This window comes from Streptomyces aidingensis (assembly GCF_900112355.1).
Taxonomy (GTDB): domain Bacteria; phylum Actinomycetota; class Actinomycetes; order Streptomycetales; family Streptomycetaceae; genus Streptomyces; species Streptomyces aidingensis.
Map to the genome: position 1 here is coordinate 150,721 of NZ_FOLM01000002.1, position 18,355 is coordinate 169,075.

General features: G+C 75.1%; 15 protein-coding genes. 2 read left to right on the forward strand and 13 right to left on the reverse strand.

Going from position 1 to position 18,355, the window contains the following annotated elements; translation table 11 throughout:
- Positions 1 to 183 precede the first annotated feature (183 nt).
- From galK to rsmI, 11 genes are all read right to left on the reverse strand, one after another.
- Complete coding sequence (gene galK / locus BM242_RS05235; protein ID WP_175541275.1) at positions 184 to 1,386, reverse strand: galactokinase; 1,203 nt, start codon at positions 1,384 to 1,386, stop codon at positions 184 to 186.
- Between the two features lie 55 nt (positions 1,387 to 1,441).
- A complete protein-coding gene (galE, locus tag BM242_RS05240) occupies positions 1,442 to 2,425 on the reverse strand; it encodes a UDP-glucose 4-epimerase GalE (RefSeq protein ID WP_093837474.1) in 984 nt (327 codons plus the stop codon).
- The gene (galT, locus tag BM242_RS05245; RefSeq protein ID WP_093837475.1) at positions 2,422 to 3,483 is read right to left on the reverse strand and encodes a galactose-1-phosphate uridylyltransferase; all 1,062 of its coding nucleotides are present in this window, start codon (positions 3,481 to 3,483) and stop codon (positions 2,422 to 2,424) included. The genes galE and galT overlap by 4 nt, the downstream gene beginning before the upstream one ends.
- 228 nt (positions 3,484 to 3,711) lie before the next feature.
- Complete coding sequence (locus BM242_RS05250) at positions 3,712 to 4,395, reverse strand: response regulator transcription factor (protein ID WP_093837822.1); 684 nt, start codon at positions 4,393 to 4,395, stop codon at positions 3,712 to 3,714.
- Between the two features lie 169 nt (positions 4,396 to 4,564).
- Positions 4,565 to 6,535 carry an outer membrane protein assembly factor BamB family protein gene (locus BM242_RS30730; RefSeq protein ID WP_139238268.1) on the reverse strand — a complete coding sequence of 657 codons (1,971 nt, stop codon included), beginning with the start codon at positions 6,533 to 6,535 and terminating at the stop codon, positions 4,565 to 4,567.
- Positions 6,536 to 6,739: 204 nt separating this feature from the next.
- Entirely contained in the window at positions 6,740 to 8,689 is a 1,950-nt protein-coding gene (locus BM242_RS05260; protein ID WP_093837477.1) for an ABC-F family ATP-binding cassette domain-containing protein, read from the reverse strand.
- Positions 8,690 to 8,724: 35 nt separating this feature from the next.
- On the reverse strand, positions 8,725 to 9,645 hold the full coding sequence (locus BM242_RS05265; protein WP_093837478.1) for a 4-(cytidine 5'-diphospho)-2-C-methyl-D-erythritol kinase: 921 nt from the start codon (positions 9,643 to 9,645) through the stop codon (positions 8,725 to 8,727).
- Positions 9,642 to 10,592, reverse strand: a complete 951-nt coding sequence (rsmA, locus tag BM242_RS05270; protein WP_093837479.1) for a 16S rRNA (adenine(1518)-N(6)/adenine(1519)-N(6))-dimethyltransferase RsmA — start codon at positions 10,590 to 10,592, stop codon at positions 9,642 to 9,644. The genes BM242_RS05265 and rsmA overlap by 4 nt, the downstream gene beginning before the upstream one ends.
- A gap of 97 nt (positions 10,593 to 10,689) precedes the next feature.
- On the reverse strand, positions 10,690 to 11,544 hold the full coding sequence (locus BM242_RS05275; RefSeq protein WP_093837480.1) for a TatD family hydrolase: 855 nt from the start codon (positions 11,542 to 11,544) through the stop codon (positions 10,690 to 10,692).
- A 58-nt stretch (positions 11,545 to 11,602) separates the two neighbouring features.
- Complete coding sequence (locus BM242_RS05280; protein WP_245833844.1) at positions 11,603 to 11,905, reverse strand: hypothetical protein; 303 nt, start codon at positions 11,903 to 11,905, stop codon at positions 11,603 to 11,605.
- Between the two features lie 62 nt (positions 11,906 to 11,967).
- On the reverse strand, positions 11,968 to 12,945 hold the full coding sequence (gene rsmI, locus BM242_RS05285; protein WP_175541299.1) for a 16S rRNA (cytidine(1402)-2'-O)-methyltransferase: 978 nt from the start codon (positions 12,943 to 12,945) through the stop codon (positions 11,968 to 11,970).
- 303 nt (positions 12,946 to 13,248) lie between these two features.
- Here rsmI and BM242_RS05290 point away from each other — a divergent pair, with 303 nt between their 5' ends.
- Positions 13,249 to 14,955: a dolichyl-phosphate-mannose--protein mannosyltransferase gene (locus BM242_RS05290; protein ID WP_093837823.1), complete on the forward strand. Its 1,707-nt coding sequence runs from the start codon at positions 13,249 to 13,251 to the stop codon at positions 14,953 to 14,955.
- A 120-nt stretch (positions 14,956 to 15,075) separates the two neighbouring features.
- Complete coding sequence (locus BM242_RS05295; protein WP_093837483.1) at positions 15,076 to 16,728, forward strand: penicillin-binding transpeptidase domain-containing protein; 1,653 nt, start codon at positions 15,076 to 15,078, stop codon at positions 16,726 to 16,728.
- Between the two features lie 58 nt (positions 16,729 to 16,786).
- Here the strand turns inward: BM242_RS05295 and BM242_RS05300 are convergent, their stop codons facing one another.
- Positions 16,787 to 17,581, reverse strand: coding sequence for an energy-coupling factor ABC transporter ATP-binding protein (locus BM242_RS05300; protein WP_245833845.1), 795 nt, complete (start codon positions 17,579 to 17,581; stop codon positions 16,787 to 16,789).
- Between the two features lie 29 nt (positions 17,582 to 17,610).
- Positions 17,611 to 18,345, reverse strand: coding sequence for a cobalt ECF transporter T component CbiQ (cbiQ, locus tag BM242_RS05305; protein ID WP_245833846.1), 735 nt, complete (start codon positions 18,343 to 18,345; stop codon positions 17,611 to 17,613).
- Positions 18,346 to 18,355 lie beyond the last annotated feature (10 nt).

Below are 18,355 nucleotides of genomic sequence, written 5' to 3' on the forward strand. Positions count from 1 at the left end.
GCCGTACGGACCGGTGCCCGGCGGCAGATGCCGCGCCCACCTGTCTCGCCCCCTGATCAGCACCAGCCCCCACCGGTGCCGGAACTCAGCCTACGGCCGCCGGGCCGCCGCGGAAGCGGTTTGCGCGAAGTCCGTGACGCATTCTCGCTATTACTTCGCTCACCCTCCCCCACCTCCGCCCCGTCAGGTGAGGGCGCGGGCCCCGGCGGAGGGGGTGGTGGTGAAGACCCGGGGGACGGGGTGGCCGGCCGCGGCGGCGGCCTCGGTCACCGCCCTGCCGACGCTCTCGGCCGCCTCGGCCTCCACCAGAACGACCGCCGAGCCGCCGAAGCCGCCGCCGGTCATCCGGGCGCCCAGCGCGCCCGCCGCGGTGGCCGTGGCCACCACCAGGTCCAGTTCCGGGCAGGAGACCTCGAAGTCGTCGCGCAGCGAGGCGTGGCCGGCGGTCAGCACCGGGCCGATGGCGCGGTGACGGCCGGCCGCGAGCAGCGCGGCGACCTCGGCCACCCGGGCGTTCTCGGTGACCACATGACGGACCCGGCGGCGCAGCACCGGGTCGGTGAGCCGGGCCAGGGCGGCGTCCAGGCCGTCCGCCGGGATGTCGCGCAGGGCGGGCACGCCCAGTGCCTCGGCGCCCGCCTCGCAGGACGCGCGGCGCTCGGCATAGCCGCTGTCGGCCAGGCTGTGCCGCACCCCGGTGTCCACCACCAGCAGCCGCAGCCCGGCCGCGGCGGCCTCGAAGGGCACCTGGCGGAAGGTGAGGTCGCGGGTGTCCAGATGCAGCACATGCCCGGCGGCGCAGCAGGCCGAGGCCATCTGGTCCATGATCCCGCTGGGCACGCCGACATAGGCGTTCTCGGCGCGCCGGCCGGCGCGGGCCAGCCGGGGCCCGGTCAGGCCCAGCCCGAACAGGTGGTCCAGGGCCAGCGCGGTGGCCACCTCCAGGGCGGCCGAGGAGGACAGCCCGGCGCCGGCCGGGACCGTGGAGCGCACCGCCAGCGAGACGCCGCCGAGGTCGTGGCCCGCCTCGCGCAGCGCCCAGGCCACGCCCGCCGGATAGGCGGTCCAGGCGGGCACGCCGGCCGGGCGGGCGCGGCCCGGCCGCAGATCGTCCAGCGGGAGCTCGGCGATCGGGCCGGGCTGGTCGGCGGAGTACACGGCGAGCGTGCGGTCCGCCCGGCGCGCCCCCGCGACCAGCGTGGTGTGCGGCAGGGCGAACGGCATCACAAAGCCGTCGTTGTAGTCGGTGTGCTCGCCGATCAGGTTCACCCGGCCCGGCGCGGCCCACACCCCGTGCGGCTCGGTGCCGTAGGTGTCCCGGAAGAGCGCGGCCATCCCGGCGGCGGGGCCGCCGGACCCGGCCGGGGGTGTGGGGGCGACGGTCATGAGATGTCGGGTTCCCTTCGTCCTTCGTTCTGCGGCGCGCGGCGCGGCCGGCCGGTCAGGCGCCCGGGCCGGCGGTGCCGGACGGGGCGGTGCGCCGGGCGAACTCCCAGGCGTCGGAGATGATCCCGGCCAGCTCCGGCCGCCGGGGCTGCCAGCCGAGCCGGGTGCGGGCCCGCTCCGCGGAGGCCACCAGCACCGCGGGGTCGCCGGCCCGGCGGGCGGCGGCCACCTCCGGGATGTCCCGGCCGGTGACCTTGCGGGCGGTCTCGACCACCTCGCGCACCGAGAAGCCGGCGCCGTTGCCCAGGTTGCAGATCAGATGCTCGCCGGGGGTGGCGGCGTCCAGCGCCAGCAGATGCGCCTCGGCCAGGTCGTCCACATGGATGTAGTCGCGGACACAGGTGCCGTCCGGGGTGGGGTAGTCGTCACCGAAGACGGAGACGGACTCCCGCTCGCCCAGCGCGGCCTTCAGCACCAGCGGAATGAGATGACTCTCCGGGTCGTGGCGCTCGCCGCAGTCGCCGTGCGCCCCGGCGACGTTGAAGTAGCGCAGCGAGACCGCGGCCAGGCCGTGCGCCGCGCACTCCCCGCCGATCATGTGGTCCACGGCCAGCTTGCTGGCGCCGTAGGGGTTGGTGGGCGAGGTGCGGGCGTCCTCGGTGATCGGCACCGTCTCCGGCTCGCCGTAGACCGCGGCGGTGGAGGAGAACACAAGGGTGCGCACGTCCTTCTCCCGCATGGCGCGCAGCAGTTCCATGGAGCCGCCGACGTTGTTGCGCCAGTACTTCTCGGGGTTCACCACGGACTCGCCGACCTGGGAGCAGGCGGCGAAGTGCAGCACGCCGTCGTAGGAGGAGTCCAGCCAGCGGGCGGCCTCCTGGATCCGGCCCTCGACGAACGCGGCGCCCTCGGGCACCCCGGCGCGGAAGCCGGTGGACAGGTCGTCCAGCACGGTGACGGTGTGCCCGGCCGCCAGCAGATGGGCCGTGACCACCCCTCCGACATATCCCGCGCCACCCGTGACCAGGTACTTGCTCACCGGCTTGCCACCTCACGAAGTCGCTGTGCCGCCGCCTCCGGCAGCACATCACTGACAAAAGCCCGCATGCCGGATTCCGAACCGGCCAGATACTTCAGCTTCCCGGCGCCGCGGCGGATGGTGAACAGTTCCAGGTGCAGGGCGAACGCCTCGCGCGCCGCCGCCGGCAGCCCGGCCCTCTCCGGTGGCGCCTGGTGCCAGCCGGAAATATACGGGGTGGGTCCGGCGTCCTCGCCGAAGATGCGGTCGAAGCGGCGCAGCAGTTCCAGGTAGACGCCGGGGAACTCGGCCCGGGCCGCCTCGTCCAGCGCGGGGAGGGCGGGCACCCGGCGGCGGGGATAGAGGTGCACCTCGTACGGCCAGCGGGCGGCGTACGGCACAAAGGCGGTCCAGTGCGCGGTCTCCAGCACCACCCGCTCGCCCCCGGCGCGTTCCCGGGCCACCAGGTCGTCGAAGAGATTGCGGCCGGTGGCCCGGTGGTGGGCGGCGACCGAGTCCAGCACCCGGGCGGTGTGCGGGGTGACATAGGGGTAGCCGTAGATCTGGCCGTGCGGGTGGGCCAGGGTGACGCCGATCTCCCGGCCGCGGTTCTCGAAGCAGTAGATCTGCCGCACGCCGGGGTGCTCGGCGAGCGCGGCCGTGCGGTCGGTCCAGGCGTGCAGCACCAGGGCGGCGCGCTCCTCGTCCAGGGCGGCGAAGGAGGCGGTGTGGTCGGAGGTGAAGCAGACCACCTCGCAGCGCCCGGTGGAGCCGCCGAACGAGGGGAAACGATTCTCGAAGACCGCGACCTGGTAGTCGGGGTCGGGGATCTCGGTGAGCCGCCCGCCCGCGGAGGGGCAGAGCGGGCACTGGTCCGCGGGCGGCAGATGGGTGCGGTCCTGGCGGTGGGCGGCGTAGCCGACCGGCTCGCCGAGCAGCGGATCGGTGCGGACCTCGGAGGAGGCGACGGCGCGGCCGAGATCGCGCCGGTCGGGCAGCCCGCGGGGGCCGCCGGGACCGGCCGCGTCGTAGTAGATCAGCTCACGGCCGTCGGCCAGCTGGGTCACCGTCTTCTTCATGCCTGCCCGCCCGTCCGCTGCTCCCGGTTCTCCCGGCCCGCACAACACCCAATTCTTCAACAGAATCAAACATAATGAAGCATACATCGACAGGGGGCGTCAACCGAGGGCACCGGAGAAGCCGGAGAACGGCAGAAAGCGGCGTCCGGGCGGCATGGCTTTCGGCCGCGCCCGGCGCCGGCAGCGGCAGCGACGGCCGGGCCGGGCCGGGCCGGCGGGAGCTGAGTATCAGTCGGCGGGCCCGGCGGCGCCGGGAAGATGGCCCAGCAGCCCGGTGCGGACCGCCAGCGCCGCCGCCTCCAGCCGGGAGGCCGTGCCCAGCTTGGTCAGCAGCCGCTGGATATGGGTGCGGGCGGTGCTCGGCGCGACCCCGAGCCCGGCGGCTATCAGCCGGGTGTCGTCCCCGTCCACGATCCGGCGCAGCACCTCGGCCTCGCGCTCGGTGAGCAGCCCGGCCAGCCGGGCGCCCTCGGCGTCCGGCCCGGTGCGCGGATTGAGCAGTTCGGCGAAGGCCTCGCGCAGCAGTTGCGGGGCCACCGCCGCCTCCCCGGCCTTGGCCTTGGCCAGGGCACGCTCCACACCCTCGATGCGCTCGTCGTGCCGCACATAGCCGCGCGCCCCCGCGGCGAACGCCGCGGCCACCCCGCGCGGGCTGGGCACCGGACCCAGCACCACCACGGCCACCCGGGGACACTCCCGGCGGATCCGCAGCACCGGGTCGAGCACCCCCTCGGCCTCCGGCGCCCCGGTGCCCAGCAGACACACCTCCGGCTGCTTGGACACGGCGAGTTCGGCGGCCCGGCCGACCGGGGAGGCCGCGCCCAGCACCCGGTGCCCGCGCACCCGCAGTGCCGAGGCCAGCGCCTCGGCCACCAGCCGACGGTCATCGACGACGACGACTCGAACGCTCATCATGCCTCCCTCATGGCAACAGCGGCGGACGGTGAGTGGAACCGGACGGATGGCCGGTGGCCGCGCCGGAAAGCGTCGCCGGGGCAGGCGGCAGGGCCTGCCCCGGCGGCGGCAACGGTACTGCGCATCGGGCCGCGAGGAGACGGCCGGCCCGAGGGCCGGCACGCCGTCACTCGTAGACGAGCACCACCGGCTCCTCGACCCGATGGCTGTAGAACTGCTGCGAAACCAGGAAAAACCGGTTGTTCTTCCAGTACGCGCGGTTCTCGTAGCCATAGATCGAGTTGTAGAGGGTGTACTCCTTCTCCCGCGCCGCGTTGTCCAGAGTCATCACCGGCTCGGCCTGCTCGGTGGCCGGATCGATGGCGACGACCATGCCCTCCAGGTCGTAGTCGGAGAGCTGGTAGGCAAGGATTTTGCCGTCGATCTCACCAATCGGGATGATCTGTCCGCCGTTGATCGGCTCCACCTCGTACGGCGCGGTGCCGGTGGCGAGGTCGAAGGCGATCACGGTGTTCTCCACATCGGAGCCGGCCAGGTAGAGCATGTTGTCGATCACCACGCTGCCGGGGCAGTTCGCCAGGGTGTTGACCTCGCAGGGGTCGTTGTGGCGCTCCTCGTCGTACGGCAGCACATGCTTGATGCCGGTGCGGTTCTCGTCGATCACCCAGAGCTGGCGCTGCGAGCTGGCCCAGTCGGTGCCCACGTCCATCTTGACCACCAGCGGCTCCACCGAGAGCACGGACTCGAAGCGGGCCTCCTCGCCGTCCACCTCTGCGGGCCACTCCCACTCCCAGACCTCCTGGCCGGCCTCGTCGGTGAACCGGAGGCTGCCGGTCTCGCCGAGGAAACCGCAGCCCATCTTGGACAGGAAGTGGGTGTCCTCCCAGTTCCAGTACGCCTCCTCGACGCACTCCTCACCGGGGCTGGTGGACCAGAGCTGCTTCTGCTCGCTGATGGACCAGCCCTGGCCGCCGACCGCGGTGCCCACGGCCACGGTGTCGCCGAGAATGGCCGGGATGTCATAGGTGCTGGGCGTGATGTCGCCGGTCAGCGCCTCCGTCCAGACCTCCTGGCCGGTGGCCAGGTCCACGACGGTCAGATGCTCGCAGTCCCGGCCCTGGAGCACGGCGATGCGGTTCTGGGAGGCCTCGGGGGTGGCCTTGCAGTCGCCCTTCTCCAGCGGCAGCGTCCAGGCCTCCTCACCGGTGGTCAGATCCCAGGCGACCAGGCCCTCGCGCATGAAGCGGACGAAGGTGTCCTCGATGACGTAGAAGCCGTCCGCGTAGATCAGGCCCTCGTCCTCGGTGACCTCCGGCTGGGGAACCTCCAGGACCAGCCCGGCCTCGATCACCTCGGCGGGCAGGCCCTCCTCGGTGCCGCCTCCGCCGCCGGTGGCGGCACCGCCCTCGTTCTCCGCCTCTTCGCTCTTCTGGTCTTCCTTGCCCTCCGCGTTCTTCTCCGGCTCCTTGTCCCGGCCGGAGTCGGCGGAGGTGTTCTTGTCGTCGTCACTGCCGAGCAGGTACCAGGCCCCGAAGCCGCCGCCGATCAGCACGGCCAGCACCACACCGATCACCAGCACCAGCAGCGGGCCGCGGTTGCCGCCGGACTTGGCCGGGGCACCGGGCGCGCCGGGCTGCCCCGGGAAACCGCCGGGCGGCGGGGTGGTGTACGGGCCGGCCGGAGCGCCGTAGCCGCCGGGCACGGTGCCCGCCAGGCCCGGCTGCTGGGCGCCCGCCATGGGCGGGGGCGGCGGGGGCGTGGGAATGGCGCCGGGCTGCTGCGGATAGCCGTACCCGGGCGCGCCGCTCTGGCCGCCCTGGCCGGGCGGCGGGGTGCCGGGCGGGGCCGCGGGCGGCGGCGCCGGAGTGCCGAACCCCCCGGCGGGCGGCGGCGCCGGGGCACCGAACCCCCCGGCGGGCGCGGCCGGCGCGGCGGGGGCGGCGGGCGGCGGCGGAGGGGTGCCGGGCTGCACACCGGGCTGGGCCAGGACCGTCGGTGCCGCCTCCGGCCCGGGCGGCGGAGGCGGCGGGGTCCCCGGCTGCCCGGCGCCCGCCTGCTGCGGATCTTCCTCCGGGGGCTGCGGCGGCTGCTGCGGAGGCCCCGGCGGCGGGCTGGGCGGTGGCGGCGGCTGTGACATGACTCCCCCTGCGTAGGGCAATGCGGGCATACGGAACCCCTGGCCGTCGGATTCCGGCCAGGGTCTTTCTACCACCGGACACTGTCACCGACGGCTCCGGTTCCCCGTTCCGGCCAAGCCGTGACCACCCCGCAACCGTTTTCCCGCCCCACCGGTCCCGCCCGCCACGTCACACCCGCCCCAACAGCCGCGCGGGCAGCGCCGCTAGAGCCCTTCGGAGAGTTCCAGCCAGCGGGTCTCCAGCGAGTCGCGCTCGCCGGTGATCTCGCGCAGCCGCCGGTCCAGGTCGGCGACCCGGGCGAAGTCCGTGGCGTGCTCCGCCATTTCGGCGTGCAGCGCGGCCTCCTCGGTGCCGATCCGGTCCAGCCGGCGCTCGATCTTCTGCAACTCCTTCTGCGCGGCGCGGGACTGCTGCGCCGGCTTGGCCCGGGCCGATGCCCCCGATGCCCCCGCCGCCGGCGGCGCCGGTCCCCGTTCCGGGGCCGGGGCGGACACGGACGCGGACGCGGCTGCCGCGGCCCGGCGCCGCTCCAGATACTCGTCGATGCCGCGCGGCAGCATCCGCAGGGTGCCGTCGCCCAGCAGCGCGTACACCACATCGGTGGTGCGCTCGACGAAGTAGCGGTCGTGACTGATCACCACCAGCGTGCCCGGCCAGCCGTCCAGCAGGTCCTCGAGCTGGGTGAGGGTCTCCACATCCAGGTCGTTGGTGGGCTCGTCCAGGAACAGCACATTGGGCTCGTCCATCAGCAGCCGCAGCAACTGGAGCCGCCGGCGCTCGCCGCCGGAGAGGTCCCCGACCGGGGTCCACTGCTTCTCCTTGCCGAAGCCGAACCGCTCACAGAGCTGACTGGCGCTCATCTCCCGGCCCTTGCCCAGGTCCACCCGGGAGCGCACCGCCTCCACCGCCTCCAGCACCCGCCACTGCGGCGCGAGTTCGGCGATCTCCTGGGAGAGATAGGCCAGCCGCACCGTCTTGCCGACCGTGATCCGTCCGCCCAGCTCCAGTTGCGACGGCGCCGAGGAGCCGGCCGAGGGCGCGGACGGCAGGGCCGCGGTGTCGCCCGAGGCGGCGCGGCCCGCGTCGTCCCGCCACCGGGCGGCCACCGCCAGGGCGCGCAGCAGCGAGGTCTTGCCGGCGCCGTTCACCCCGACCAGACCGATCCGGTCGCCGGGACCGAGCTGCCAGGTCAGGCCGGACAGCAGCACCCTGCCGTCCGGGGCGCCCGGCCCGCCGACCCGCAGCGAGACGTCCTCCAGCTCGAACACGGTCCGGCCCAGCCGGGCGCCCGCGAAGCGCATCAGCTCGGCGTTGTCCCGCGGCGGCGGCACATCGGCGATCAGCGCGTTGGCCGCCTCGATGCGGAACCGGGGCTTGCTGGTCCGGGCCGGCGCGCCGCGGCGCAGCCAGGCCAGCTCCTTGCGCATCAGGTTCTGCCGCCGGGCCTCGTCGGCCGCGGCGATCCGCTCCCGCTCGGCACGGGCGAAGACATAGTCGCTGTAGCCGCCCTCGTAGGCGTGCACGGTGCCGCGCTGCACATCCCACATCCGGGTGCAGACCTGGTCCAGGAACCAGCGGTCGTGGGTGACGCAGACCAGCGCGGAGCGGCGCCCGCGCAGATGCCCGGCCAGCCAGGTGATGCCCTCCACATCCAGGTGGTTGGTCGGCTCGTCCAGCACGATCAGGTCCTGCTCGGCGATCAGCAGCCGGGCCAGCGCGACGCGCCGCCGCTCGCCGCCGGAGAGCGGGCCGATCACGGTGTCCGGCCCGGCCGGGAATCCCGGCATGTCCAGGCTGCCGAACAGCCCGGTGAGCACATCGCGGACCCGGGCGTCGCCGGCCCATTCGTGCTCGGCCCGGTCGCCGATGATCTCCTGGCGGACGGTGGCGGAGGGGTCGAGGTCGTCGTGCTGGGCGAGCACCGCCGAGCGCAGCCCGCCGGCGTGCGTCACCCGGCCCGCGTCCGGCTCCTCCAGCTTGCTGAGCACCCGGATCAGGGTGGTCTTGCCGTCCCCGTTGCGGCCCACCACGCCGATCCGGTCGCCCTCGGAGACACCGAGGGAGAGGCCGTCCAGCAGGGCGCGGGTGCCGTAGACCTTCTGGACCGATTCCAGGTTGACGAGATTCTTGGGCGGCTTGGCGGCAGTGGTCATGGTGGTTCGTCCCAGGGGAAGGCGCGGGCGGGCGGTCAGACGATGTGGGCGCCGGGGGCCGGGCCGGTGGTGGCCCGGGCGGCACGGCAGGTGCCGGACGCCTCCAGGACCTGGGCCAGGGTGTGCCCGGCCGCCGTGTCCTTGACCAGAAAGGCGCAGGTGGGGCCGGAGCCGGAGACGATACCGGCCAGCGCCCCGGCGGCCAGGCCGGCGTCCAGGGTGCGCCGCAGCGCGGGGCGCAGCGAGAGGGCGGCCGGCTGGAGGTCGTTGCCGCTTGCCGCGATGGCGGCGGCCAGGGCGGCGGGGTCGCCCCCGGCCAGGGCGGCCAGCAGCGCGGGCGCCGGCGCCGGCTCCGGCACCCGGGAGGCCGCGGGCTCGCCGCCGCGCAGCCGGTCGCACTCGCGGTAGACCTCGGGGGTGGACAGGCCGCCGTCGGCCAGCGCGAAGACCCAGTGGAAGCGGCCGGCGACCGGCAGCGGGGTGAGCCGCTCGCCCCGGCCGCGGCCCAGGGCGGCGCCGCCGAGCAGGCTGAACGGCACATCGGAGCCCAGCTCGGCGGCGAGACCGAGCAGCTCCTCCCGGTCCGCGCCGGTGCCCCAGAGGGCGTCGCAGGCCAGCAGCGCGCCGGCGGCGTCGGCGCTGCCGCCGGCCATGCCGCCGGCCACCGGGATGTCCTTGTCGATATGCAGGTGGACGGCTGGCGGGTGACCGTGCCGGGCGGCCAGCAGGGCGGCGGCGCGGGCGGCCAGATTGCCCTCGTCCAGCGGCACCAGCTCGGCGCCCGGGCCGGAGCAGGTGATCCGCAGGGTTTCGGCGGGCGCGGCCGTCACCCGGTCGTGGAGACCGACCGCGAAGAAGACATTGGCCAGGTCGTGGAAGCCGTCCGGGCGCAGCGGGCCGACCGCGAGCTGGACGTTGACCTTCGCCGGGACACTCACCGTGACACCGGTCGTCATGCGCGGCGGTCCTCCTTCGTGATCTTCGGGATCTTCGGGGATTCCGGGGATTCCGGGGACTTCGGGGGGTGTGCGGCCGGGGCGGGCGGGCGGTGCTCGGCGATCCGGGCGAAGTCCCCGACGGTCAGCGCCTCGCCCCGGGCCTGCGGGGAGATCCCGGCGGCGGTGAGCGCGGCCTCCGCCGCGGCGGCCGAGCCGGCCCAGCCCGCCAGCGCGGAGCGCAGCGTCTTGCGGCGCTGCGCGAAGGCCGCGTCCACCACGGCGAAGACCTCCCGGCGGGCGGCGGCGGTGCGCGGCGGGGGCCGGCGGACCAGGGAGACCAGGCCGGAGTCGACATTCGGCGCGGGCCAGAAGACGCTGCGCCCGATGGCCCCGGCCCGCCGCACCTCGGCGTACCAGGCGGCCTTGACCGAGGGCACCCCGTAGACCCGGGAGCCGGGGGCGGCGCTGAGCCGGTCGGCGACCTCGGACTGCACCATCACCAGGGTGCGCTCGATGCCGGGGAAGGTCTCCAGCATGTGCAGCAGCACCGGCACGGCCACGTTGTAGGGCAGATTGGCGACCAGCGCGGCGGGCGGCGGGCCGGGCAGCGCGGTCACCCGCAGCGCGTCCTGGTGCACCAGGGCGAAGCGGCCGGCCGCCGCGGGCAGCCGGGCGGCCACGGTGGCGGGCAGCGCGGCGGCGAGCCGGTCGTCGATCTCCACGGCGGTGACATGGCCGTCGGGGCCGACGGCCTGGAGCAGGGCCAGGGTCAGCGAGCCGAGGCCGGGGCCGACCTCCACCACGGCGTCGCCGGGGCGCAGGGCGGCGGCGCGCACGATGCGGCGCACGGTGTTGGGATCGATGACGAAGTTCTGGCCCCGCTGCTTGGTGGGACGGACGCCCAGTGCCGCCGCCAGTTCGCGGATGTCGGCGGGGCCCAGCAGCCCCTTGTCGTCGGACGTCATCACCGGTGCAGTTTACGGGCGCCGGGCGGGGCGGCCCCTGCGGTCCTCGGGGACAGTCCTCGGGGACGGTCCTCGGGGCGGTGCCCGTGGGCGGCGCTCAGCCGGCGCCGAAGGCGCGCAGGGTGTTGGCGGCGAGATGGCGGGCGAGGGTGTCCTCGTCCAGGCCCTTGACCTCGGCCATGGCGCGCAGGGTGTGCGGGATCAGATAGGGCGCGTTGGGACGTCCGCGCCAGGGCACCGGGGTGAGGAACGGCGCGTCGGTCTCCACCAGCAGCAGCTCGGGGGGCGCGGCGGCGAGCGCGTCGCGCAGCGGCTGGGCGCCGGCGAAGGTGACGTTGCCGGCGAAGGAGAGGTAGTAGCCGCGCTCGGCGCAGTGGCGGGCCATGGCGGCGTCCCCGGAGAAGCAGTGGAAGACGGTGCGCTCGGGGGCGCCGTCCTCCTCCAGCAGGCGCAGCACGTCCGCGTGGGCGTCGCGGTCGTGGATCATCAGCGTCTTGCCGGTCTCCTTGGCGATGGCGATGTGGCGGCGGAAGGACCGGTGCTGCGCGGCGATGCCCTCGGGGCCGGTGCGGAAGTAGTCCAGGCCGGTCTCGCCGACGGCGCGCACCTCGTCGTGGGCGGCCAGGGCGGCGATCTCGTCCAGCGCCGCGTCCAGGGCCGCCGGGCCGCCGTCCCGCTCCAGCCGGGGCGCCTCGTTGGGGTGCAGCGCCACGGCGGCCCAGACGGCCTCGTGCTCGGCGGCGGTCCGGACCGCCCAGTGCGCCCGTTCCACGTCGCAGCCGACCTGCACCACGCGGGTCACGCCGGCCGCGGCGGCCTTCTCCAGCGCCTCGGCGACCGTGGTGTCCTGCATGTCGAGGTGGGTGTGGGCATCGGTGACCGGCACCGGCAGCGGCTCGGGCAGCGGCGGGATCTCGGCCCGCGCCGCCCGCGCGGTCTTGGACATCGGCATGCCGCCGATCCTACGGAACCGCCCGCGGCGGCCCGCGGCCTGCCGGTGGTGAGCGGTGTCAGGGGGTGGTGGCGGGGCCGGGCTGCTGGGCGGCGGCGGCCGGGGCCGCCTCGCGGGCGCGGTCCACGGCGGCGACCAGGCCGGCGCGCATGATGCGCACCCGCCGCCCCTCGCACGCCGGGCAGCGCAGCCGGGCAAGCGGCGAGGGAACCCGCTCCTCCCCGGCGAAGTACAGCACATAGGGCTGCCCCTGCGGGTCGAGGTGATGCTCGATGCGGTAGGTCTGCTCCCACCCGTACCCGCAGTTCAGGCAGGCGAAGGCGTAGGACTCGAACACGGTGTCCCGCCGGGTGTCTCTCATGGCTGCTCCCTGGGGCGCGCGGCGCGCCCGGGGAGTCCCTCCGGTCCGGTGCCGCGCGGAACTCATGCCGGGCCCGGTGCTCCCGTGCCGTGCGCGCCGTCTGTGCCGTCTGTGCCGTCTGTGCTGTGTGTGCTGTGTGTGCTGTCCCTGCCGTCCGCGTCATGCGACGTGGTGCCATTATGCGATGATTTCTTCGCTTTGACCACGGCGTCGTAAATGTTCCGTTTCGGCAGGCCGACCGCCCGGGCAACCTCGGAGATCGCCTCCTTGCGGCGGGTGCCGGCCGCCTCCAGCGCGGCGACCCGCCGCGCCAGCCCGGCCTCGTCCACCCCCTCGGCCGCCGCCCCGGCGGGCGCGCCCGCCACCACCACGGTGATCTCGCCGCGCACGCCCTCCCGTGCCCAGCCGGCCAGCTCGGCCAGCGGGCCGCGCCGGACCTCCTCATGGGTCTTGGTCAGCTCCCGGCACACGGCCGCCCGCCGATTCCCGCCGAACGCCTCCGCCATGGCCGCCAGCGACGCGGCCAGCCGGTGCGGCGCCTCGAAGTAGACCAGGGTGCGCGGCTCACCGGCCGCCTCCCGCAGCCGGGCGGCGCGCTCCCCCGCCTTGCGCGGCAGAAAGCCCTCGAAGCAGAACCGGTCCACCGGCAGCCCGGAGAGCGCCAGTGCGGTCAGCACCGCCGAGGGCCCCGGCACCGCCGTCACCCGCACCCCCCGGTCCACGGCCGCCGCCACCAGCCGGTAGCCGGGATCGGAGACCGACGGCATCCCGGCGTCCGTGACCAGCAGCACCCGGGCGCCCCGCGCCAGTTCCCCGGCCAGTTCGGCGGTGCGGGCGGCCTCGTTGCCCTCGAAGTAGGAGACCACCCGTCCGGCCGGGCGGACGTCCAGCGCCCGGGCCAGCCGGTGCAGCCGCCGGGTGTCCTCGGCGGCGACGATGTCGGCGGCGGCCAGCTCCGCGGCCAGCCGCGGCGGGGCGTCCGAGACCTCGCCGATCGGGGTCCCGGCCAGCACCAGCACCCCGCCCGCCGGCTCCGGCACGGCGTCGCGGCGGCCCGCTGCCGCCGGGCCGCCCGCCCGGCCGCGCTCCCGGTCTCGCTCCCGGTCGCCGAATCGTTCCCCTGACTCCGCCGCGTACTCAGTCACCCGGCCATCCTCGCAAGGATCGGCGCCACCGGATGCCAAGATGGGGCCTGCGGGCATCGACGCACCGGCGACCACAGCGACGGAAGGGCCACGGGGGAACACGGTGAGTGACGCAGGGCTGAGCAGCGGACGGCCGCCCGGGCCGGCCGTGCCCGCCGGGCCCCGGGCCGGAAGGGCAGCGTGACCAGCAGCCGGACCATGCCGCCCCACCAGGCCCCGCCGGACCCGGTCGCCGGACCGCCGGACTGGGCGGACCGGCTGCGCCGGTTCGGCTACACCGCCCCGCCCCGGCGCGGGGTGCGCGAGCGGCTGGTGCCGCCCTTCCCACAGCCGGGCACCCGGCTGTGGCGCTACTTCGGGCTGGCGCCCGGCACCGCCCTGAGACTGGCCCGGCTGACCGCCTGGGGCGGCCCGCTGCTGGTCGCCGCGCTGGCCGGGGCGCTGCGCTTCACCCGGCTCGACTCCCCGTACGCGGTGGTCTTCGACGAGACCTACTACGCCAAGGACGCCTGGTCGCTGCTGCACCGCGGCTATGAGACGTCCTGGCCGAAGGACGCCAACGACCGGATCCTGGCGGGCGAGGTGCCGCTGGGCGACAGCGCCGCCTATGTGGTGCACCCGCCGGTCGGCAAGTGGATGATCGCCCTGGGCGAGTGGGCCTTCGGCATGAACCCGTTCGGCTGGCGCTTCATGGTGGCGCTGCTCGGCACGCTCTCGGTGCTGATGGTCTGCCGGATCGGGCGGCGGCTGTTCCGCTCCACCGCCCTGGGCTGCCTGGCCGGGCTGTTCATGGCGCTGGACGGGCTGCACTTCGTGATGAGCCGCACCGCGCTGCTGGACCTGGTGCTGATGTTCTGGGTCCTGGCGGCCTTCGGCTGCCTGCTGATCGACCGGGACCGCACCCGGGCCCGGTACGCCGCGGCGCTCGCCGCCGCCCAGCCCCGCGGCACCCCGCCCGGCGAGCTGCGGCCGGTGGTGGAGGTCGGGCAGTGGCTGCCGCTGGACTGGCGGCCGTGGCGGATCGCCGCCGGGGTCTGCCTGGGCCTGGCCTGCTCGGTCAAGTGGAGCGGGCTGTGGGTGCTGGCCGCGTTCGGGGTGCTGACCGTGCTGTGGGACATGGCCTCCCGCCGCACCGCCGGGGCCGCCCGCCCGTTCCGGGGCGCGCTGGTGCACGACGCGCCCCCGGCGTTCTTCTCCCTGGTGCCGGTGGCCGCCGCGGTCTATCTGGCGTCCTGGACCGGCTGGCTGGTCACCTCGGGCGGCCACTACCGCAACTGGGCGGCAGAGAACTCCGACACCGGCAACGGCGTGCTCAACGCGCTGAGCAGCCTGGCCCACTACCACTCCGAGATGTACGGCTTCCATGTCGACCTGGCGAAGCCGCACCCGTACGAGTCCAATCCGTGGTCCTGGCTGATCACCGCGCGTCCGGTGTCCTACTTCTATGTCTCGCGCGAGCCCGGGGAGTCCGGCTGCGAGCACGCGTCCGGCTGTGCCCGCGAGGTGCTGGCGCTGGGCACGCCGGTGCTGTGGTGGACGGCCTGCGCCGCGCTGGTGTATGCGCTCTACCGCTGGTTCTTCCGCCGCGACTGGCGGGCCGGCGCGGTGCTGTGCGCGGTCGCCGCCGGCTATCTGCCCTGGATGCTCTACCAGCACCGCACCATCTTCTTCTTCTACGCGGTGGTGCTGGTGCCGTTCCTGTGCCTGGCGGTGGCGATGCTGGCCGGTGCCCTGCTGGGGCCGCCGGGGTGCTCGGAGCCGCGCCGCGCGGTCGGCATCGTCGCCACCGGCCTGCTGGTGCTGGCCGTCGCCTGGAACTTCGTCTACTTCTACCCCCTCTACACCGGCATCGAGATCCCGCTGGACGCCTGGCGCGCCCGGATGTGGCTGCCCACCTGGGTGTAGCGGGCCCGCACCGCGGCGCGGGCGGCCCGTGCGGGCGGCCGGATCGTGCGGGTGCGGTGAACCCCCGGGTACGGGTGGGGCGGTAGGGTGCGGGGTCAGTCTCGGGTGGAGGGGAAGCGGATGCGCAAGGGACGGCGGACCGCGGTGATGTCCGGGGGCGTGGCGCTGGTCGCGCTGGCGGCGGGGGTAGGGGCCTACGCGCTGGTGGACACGTTCGGCCGGCCGGATTCCCCGGCGCAGCGGCCCGAGGTGACGGCGGTCGCGGACGGCGAGGAGACCGCCGGGCCGGTCGGCGCCGAGGAGAGCGCCGCCGCGGCGGAGACCTTCCTCACCGCCTGGGCGGCCGGTGATCCGGTGGCGGCCTCCGCGGTCACCGACGACCCGGCCGCGGCGCAGACCGCGCTCCGGGCGTATGCCGAGGATCTGGGCATTGCCGGGCTGACCGTCACCCCGGGCAGCCCGGCCGTGGACGGCGCGGTGCCGTTCTCCGTGACCGCGGTGGTGGCCTGGGGCGAGGAGCCGGAGCAGCGCGCCGAGTGGAGCTACGAGTCGGCCCTGACCGTGGCCCGCGGCGAGGTCACCGGCGAGCCGCAGGTGGTGTGGCGGCCGGAGCTGCTGCACCCGGCGCTGGGCGAGGGCCAGAAGCTGGAGACGGCCCCGGCCGGCGAAGCGGCACCGGTGCGGGTGCTGGACCGGGACGGCGGCGAGCTGACCGCCGCGGAGCATCCCGCGCTGGCCGGAATACTCACCGAGCTGGCCACCCGCTACGAGGAGCACTCCGGCGGCACCCGGGCGATGGCGGTCCGGATCGCGGACGCCTCGGGCGAAACGGTCCAGCAGGTGCAGCAGCTCTCGGAGCCCGTGCCGGGCGAGGTGCCGACCACCATCGACCCGGCGGTGCAGCGGGCCGCCGAGGCGGCGCTGAAGGACACCGCGCACGGCGCCCTGGTGGCCCTGGAGCCGAGCACCGGCGCCATCCTGGCCGTGGTCAACGCCCCGGCCGACGGCTTCGACACCGCGCTGCAGGGCAGCTACGCACCCGGCTCCACCTGGAAGATCGTCACCGCCGGGATGCTGATCGACGCCGGACTGGCCGCGCCGGGCGCGGCCCATCCCTGCCCCAAGTTCTTCGAACACGGCGGCTGGAAGTTCCAGAACCTCAACGAGATGGAGATCAGGGGCGGGACGTTCGCGCAGTCCTTCGCCGCCTCCTGCAACACCGCCTTCATCAGCCAGGCCCCGCAGCTGGCGGACGACCGGCTCGCCCAGTACGCCCTGTCGGCCTTCGGCATCGGCCAGACCTGGAACACCGGGGTGCCGTCGATGGACGGCACGGTGCCGGTGGAGTCGGACGCGCAGATGGCGGCGCAGCTCATCGGCCAGGCCGGGGTGCGGGCCAATCCGATGGTGATGGCCTCGGTGTCGGCGACCGCCAGCACCGGGCAGTTCCGGCAGCCGCATCTGGTGCCGCCGGACTTCGACGGGCGGTCGCTGGCCCGGGCGGACGGGCTGTCGCCGCAGACCACGCAGAGCCTGCGGCAGTTGATGAATCTGACCGCCACCAGCGGCACCGCGGCGGCGGCGATGTCCGGGCTGGGCGGGGACATCGGCGCCAAGACCGGCTCGGCGGAGGTGATGGACCAGGAGAAGCCCAACGCCTGGTTCACCGCCTACCGGGGGGATCTGGCGGTGGCCGCGGTGGTGCCGGAGTCCGGGCACGGCGGCACGGTCGCCGGCCCGCTGGTGGCCCACGTGCTGCGCAGCGCCGGCTGACGGGCCGGCACCGCCGCCCCGCCCGGCCCGGCCGCCCGGCCCGCGTCGGCCGCGCCGCTCAGGCCGGCGGCACGGCCGAGGGGTCGAAGCCGAAGGGCAGCTCCAGCCGGTGGGCGCGCAGCAGTTCCGGGTCGGCGAGCAGCCCGGCGGTCGGCCCGTCGGCGGCGATCGTCCCGCCGCTGAGGATCACCGAGCGCGGGCACAGCTCCAGCGCGTACGGCAGGTCGTGGGTGACCATCAGGACCGTCAGCTCCAGGGAGCGCAGGATCTCGGCCAGTTCCCGGCGGGCGGCCGGGTCCAGATTGGCCGAGGGCTCGTCCAGCACCAGGATCTCCGGCTCCATGGCCAGCACGGTGGCCACGGCGACCCGGCGGCGCTGCCCGAAGGAGAGGTGGTGCGGCGGGCGGTCCGCCCAGGCCGCCATGCCGACCCGTTCCAGGGCATGCGCCACCCGCCGCTGAAGCGCGTCGCCGCGCAGCCCGGCGTTGGCCGGGCCGAAGGCCACGTCCTCGGCCACGGTGGGCATGAAGAGCTGGTCGTCCGGGTCCTGGAAGACGATGCCGACGCGGCGCCGGATCTCGGCGATGTGCTCCCGGTCCACGGGCAGCCCGGCGACCCGCACGCCGCCCTCGCCGCCGCCGAGGATGCCGTTGAGATGCAGCACCAGGGTGGTCTTGCCGGCGCCGTTGGGGCCGAGCAGGGCGACCCGCTCGCCGCGCGCCACGGTGAGGTGCACGCCGCTGAGCGCGCGATGGCCGTCGGGATAGGCATAGCCCAGCCCGCGGACCTCCAGCGACGGCGGCGGGCCGGCCGGGGTGTCGCGGACGCCGGCGCCGCCGGATTCTGCGGTCACGTGCTCACGTCGTCTCATCTCGGGGAACGTTAGCGGGTGGCCAGGGCGAGCAGGCACAGGACCAGGGCGGCCCCCGGCAGCGCCAGGGCCCGGGCCCAGGCCGCGGCCCCGGCCGGGGCGCGGTGCGGGACGGGCATGCTGCCCCGGTAGCCGCGGCTGAGCATGGCCAGATGGACGCGTTCGCCGCGTTCGTAGCAGCGGATGAACAGGGCACCGGCGGTGCGGGCCAGCACCCCCCAGTGCCGGGGACCGCGCGCGGTGAAACCGCGGGACTCCCGGGCGATGCGCATCCGCCGCAGCTCACCGGTGACCACGTCCAGGTAGCGGATCATGAAGGCGGCGATCTGCACCAGCAGCGGGGGCAGCCGCAGCCGCTCCAGCCCGAGCAGCAGCTGCCGGACGTCGGTGGTGGCGGCCAGCAGGACGGAGGCGGTCACCCCGAGGGTGGCCTTGGCCAGGATGTTCCAGGCGCTCCACAGGCCCGGCTCGCTGAGCGACAGGCCGAGCACGCCGATCCGGGGTCCCTCGGCGAGCAGCGGCAGCAGCAGGGCGAAGGCGACGAACGGCACCTCGACCAGCATGCGGCGCAGCAGGAGCCCGGGCGGCACCCGGGCGGCCACGGCCACCGCGGCGAGCAGCAGGGCGTGGCCGCCGAAGGCCCACATGGCCTCGCGCGGGGTGGCGACGACCAGCAGGACGAAGCCGAGCAGCGCGACGAGCTTGCAGTGCGCGGGCAGCCGGTGCACCACCGTCTCCCGCCGCACCAGCAACCGC

Coding starts and splice junctions, on each gene's coding strand:
- galK (WP_175541275.1), bottom strand. CDS start 1,386: ATGACCGTCGCCCCCACACCCCCGGCCGGGTCCGGCGGCCCCGCCGCC.
- BM242_RS05260 (WP_093837477.1), bottom strand. CDS start 8,689: ATGACCACTGCCGCCAAGCCGCCCAAGAATCTCGTCAACCTGGAATCG.
- BM242_RS05295 (WP_093837483.1), top strand. CDS start 15,076: ATGCGCAAGGGACGGCGGACCGCGGTGATGTCCGGGGGCGTGGCGCTG.
- rsmA (WP_093837479.1), bottom strand. CDS start 10,592: ATGACGTCCGACGACAAGGGGCTGCTGGGCCCCGCCGACATCCGCGAA.
- galT (WP_093837475.1), bottom strand. CDS start 3,483: ATGAAGAAGACGGTGACCCAGCTGGCCGACGGCCGTGAGCTGATCTAC.
- BM242_RS05265 (WP_093837478.1), bottom strand. CDS start 9,645: ATGACGACCGGTGTCACGGTGAGTGTCCCGGCGAAGGTCAACGTCCAG.
- BM242_RS05275 (WP_093837480.1), bottom strand. CDS start 11,544: ATGCCGATGTCCAAGACCGCGCGGGCGGCGCGGGCCGAGATCCCGCCG.
- BM242_RS05280 (WP_245833844.1), bottom strand. CDS start 11,905: ATGAGAGACACCCGGCGGGACACCGTGTTCGAGTCCTACGCCTTCGCC.
- BM242_RS30730 (WP_139238268.1), bottom strand. CDS start 6,535: ATGTCACAGCCGCCGCCACCGCCCAGCCCGCCGCCGGGGCCTCCGCAG.
- BM242_RS05290 (WP_093837823.1), top strand. CDS start 13,249: ATGCCGCCCCACCAGGCCCCGCCGGACCCGGTCGCCGGACCGCCGGAC.
- BM242_RS05250 (WP_093837822.1), bottom strand. CDS start 4,395: ATGAGCGTTCGAGTCGTCGTCGTCGATGACCGTCGGCTGGTGGCCGAG.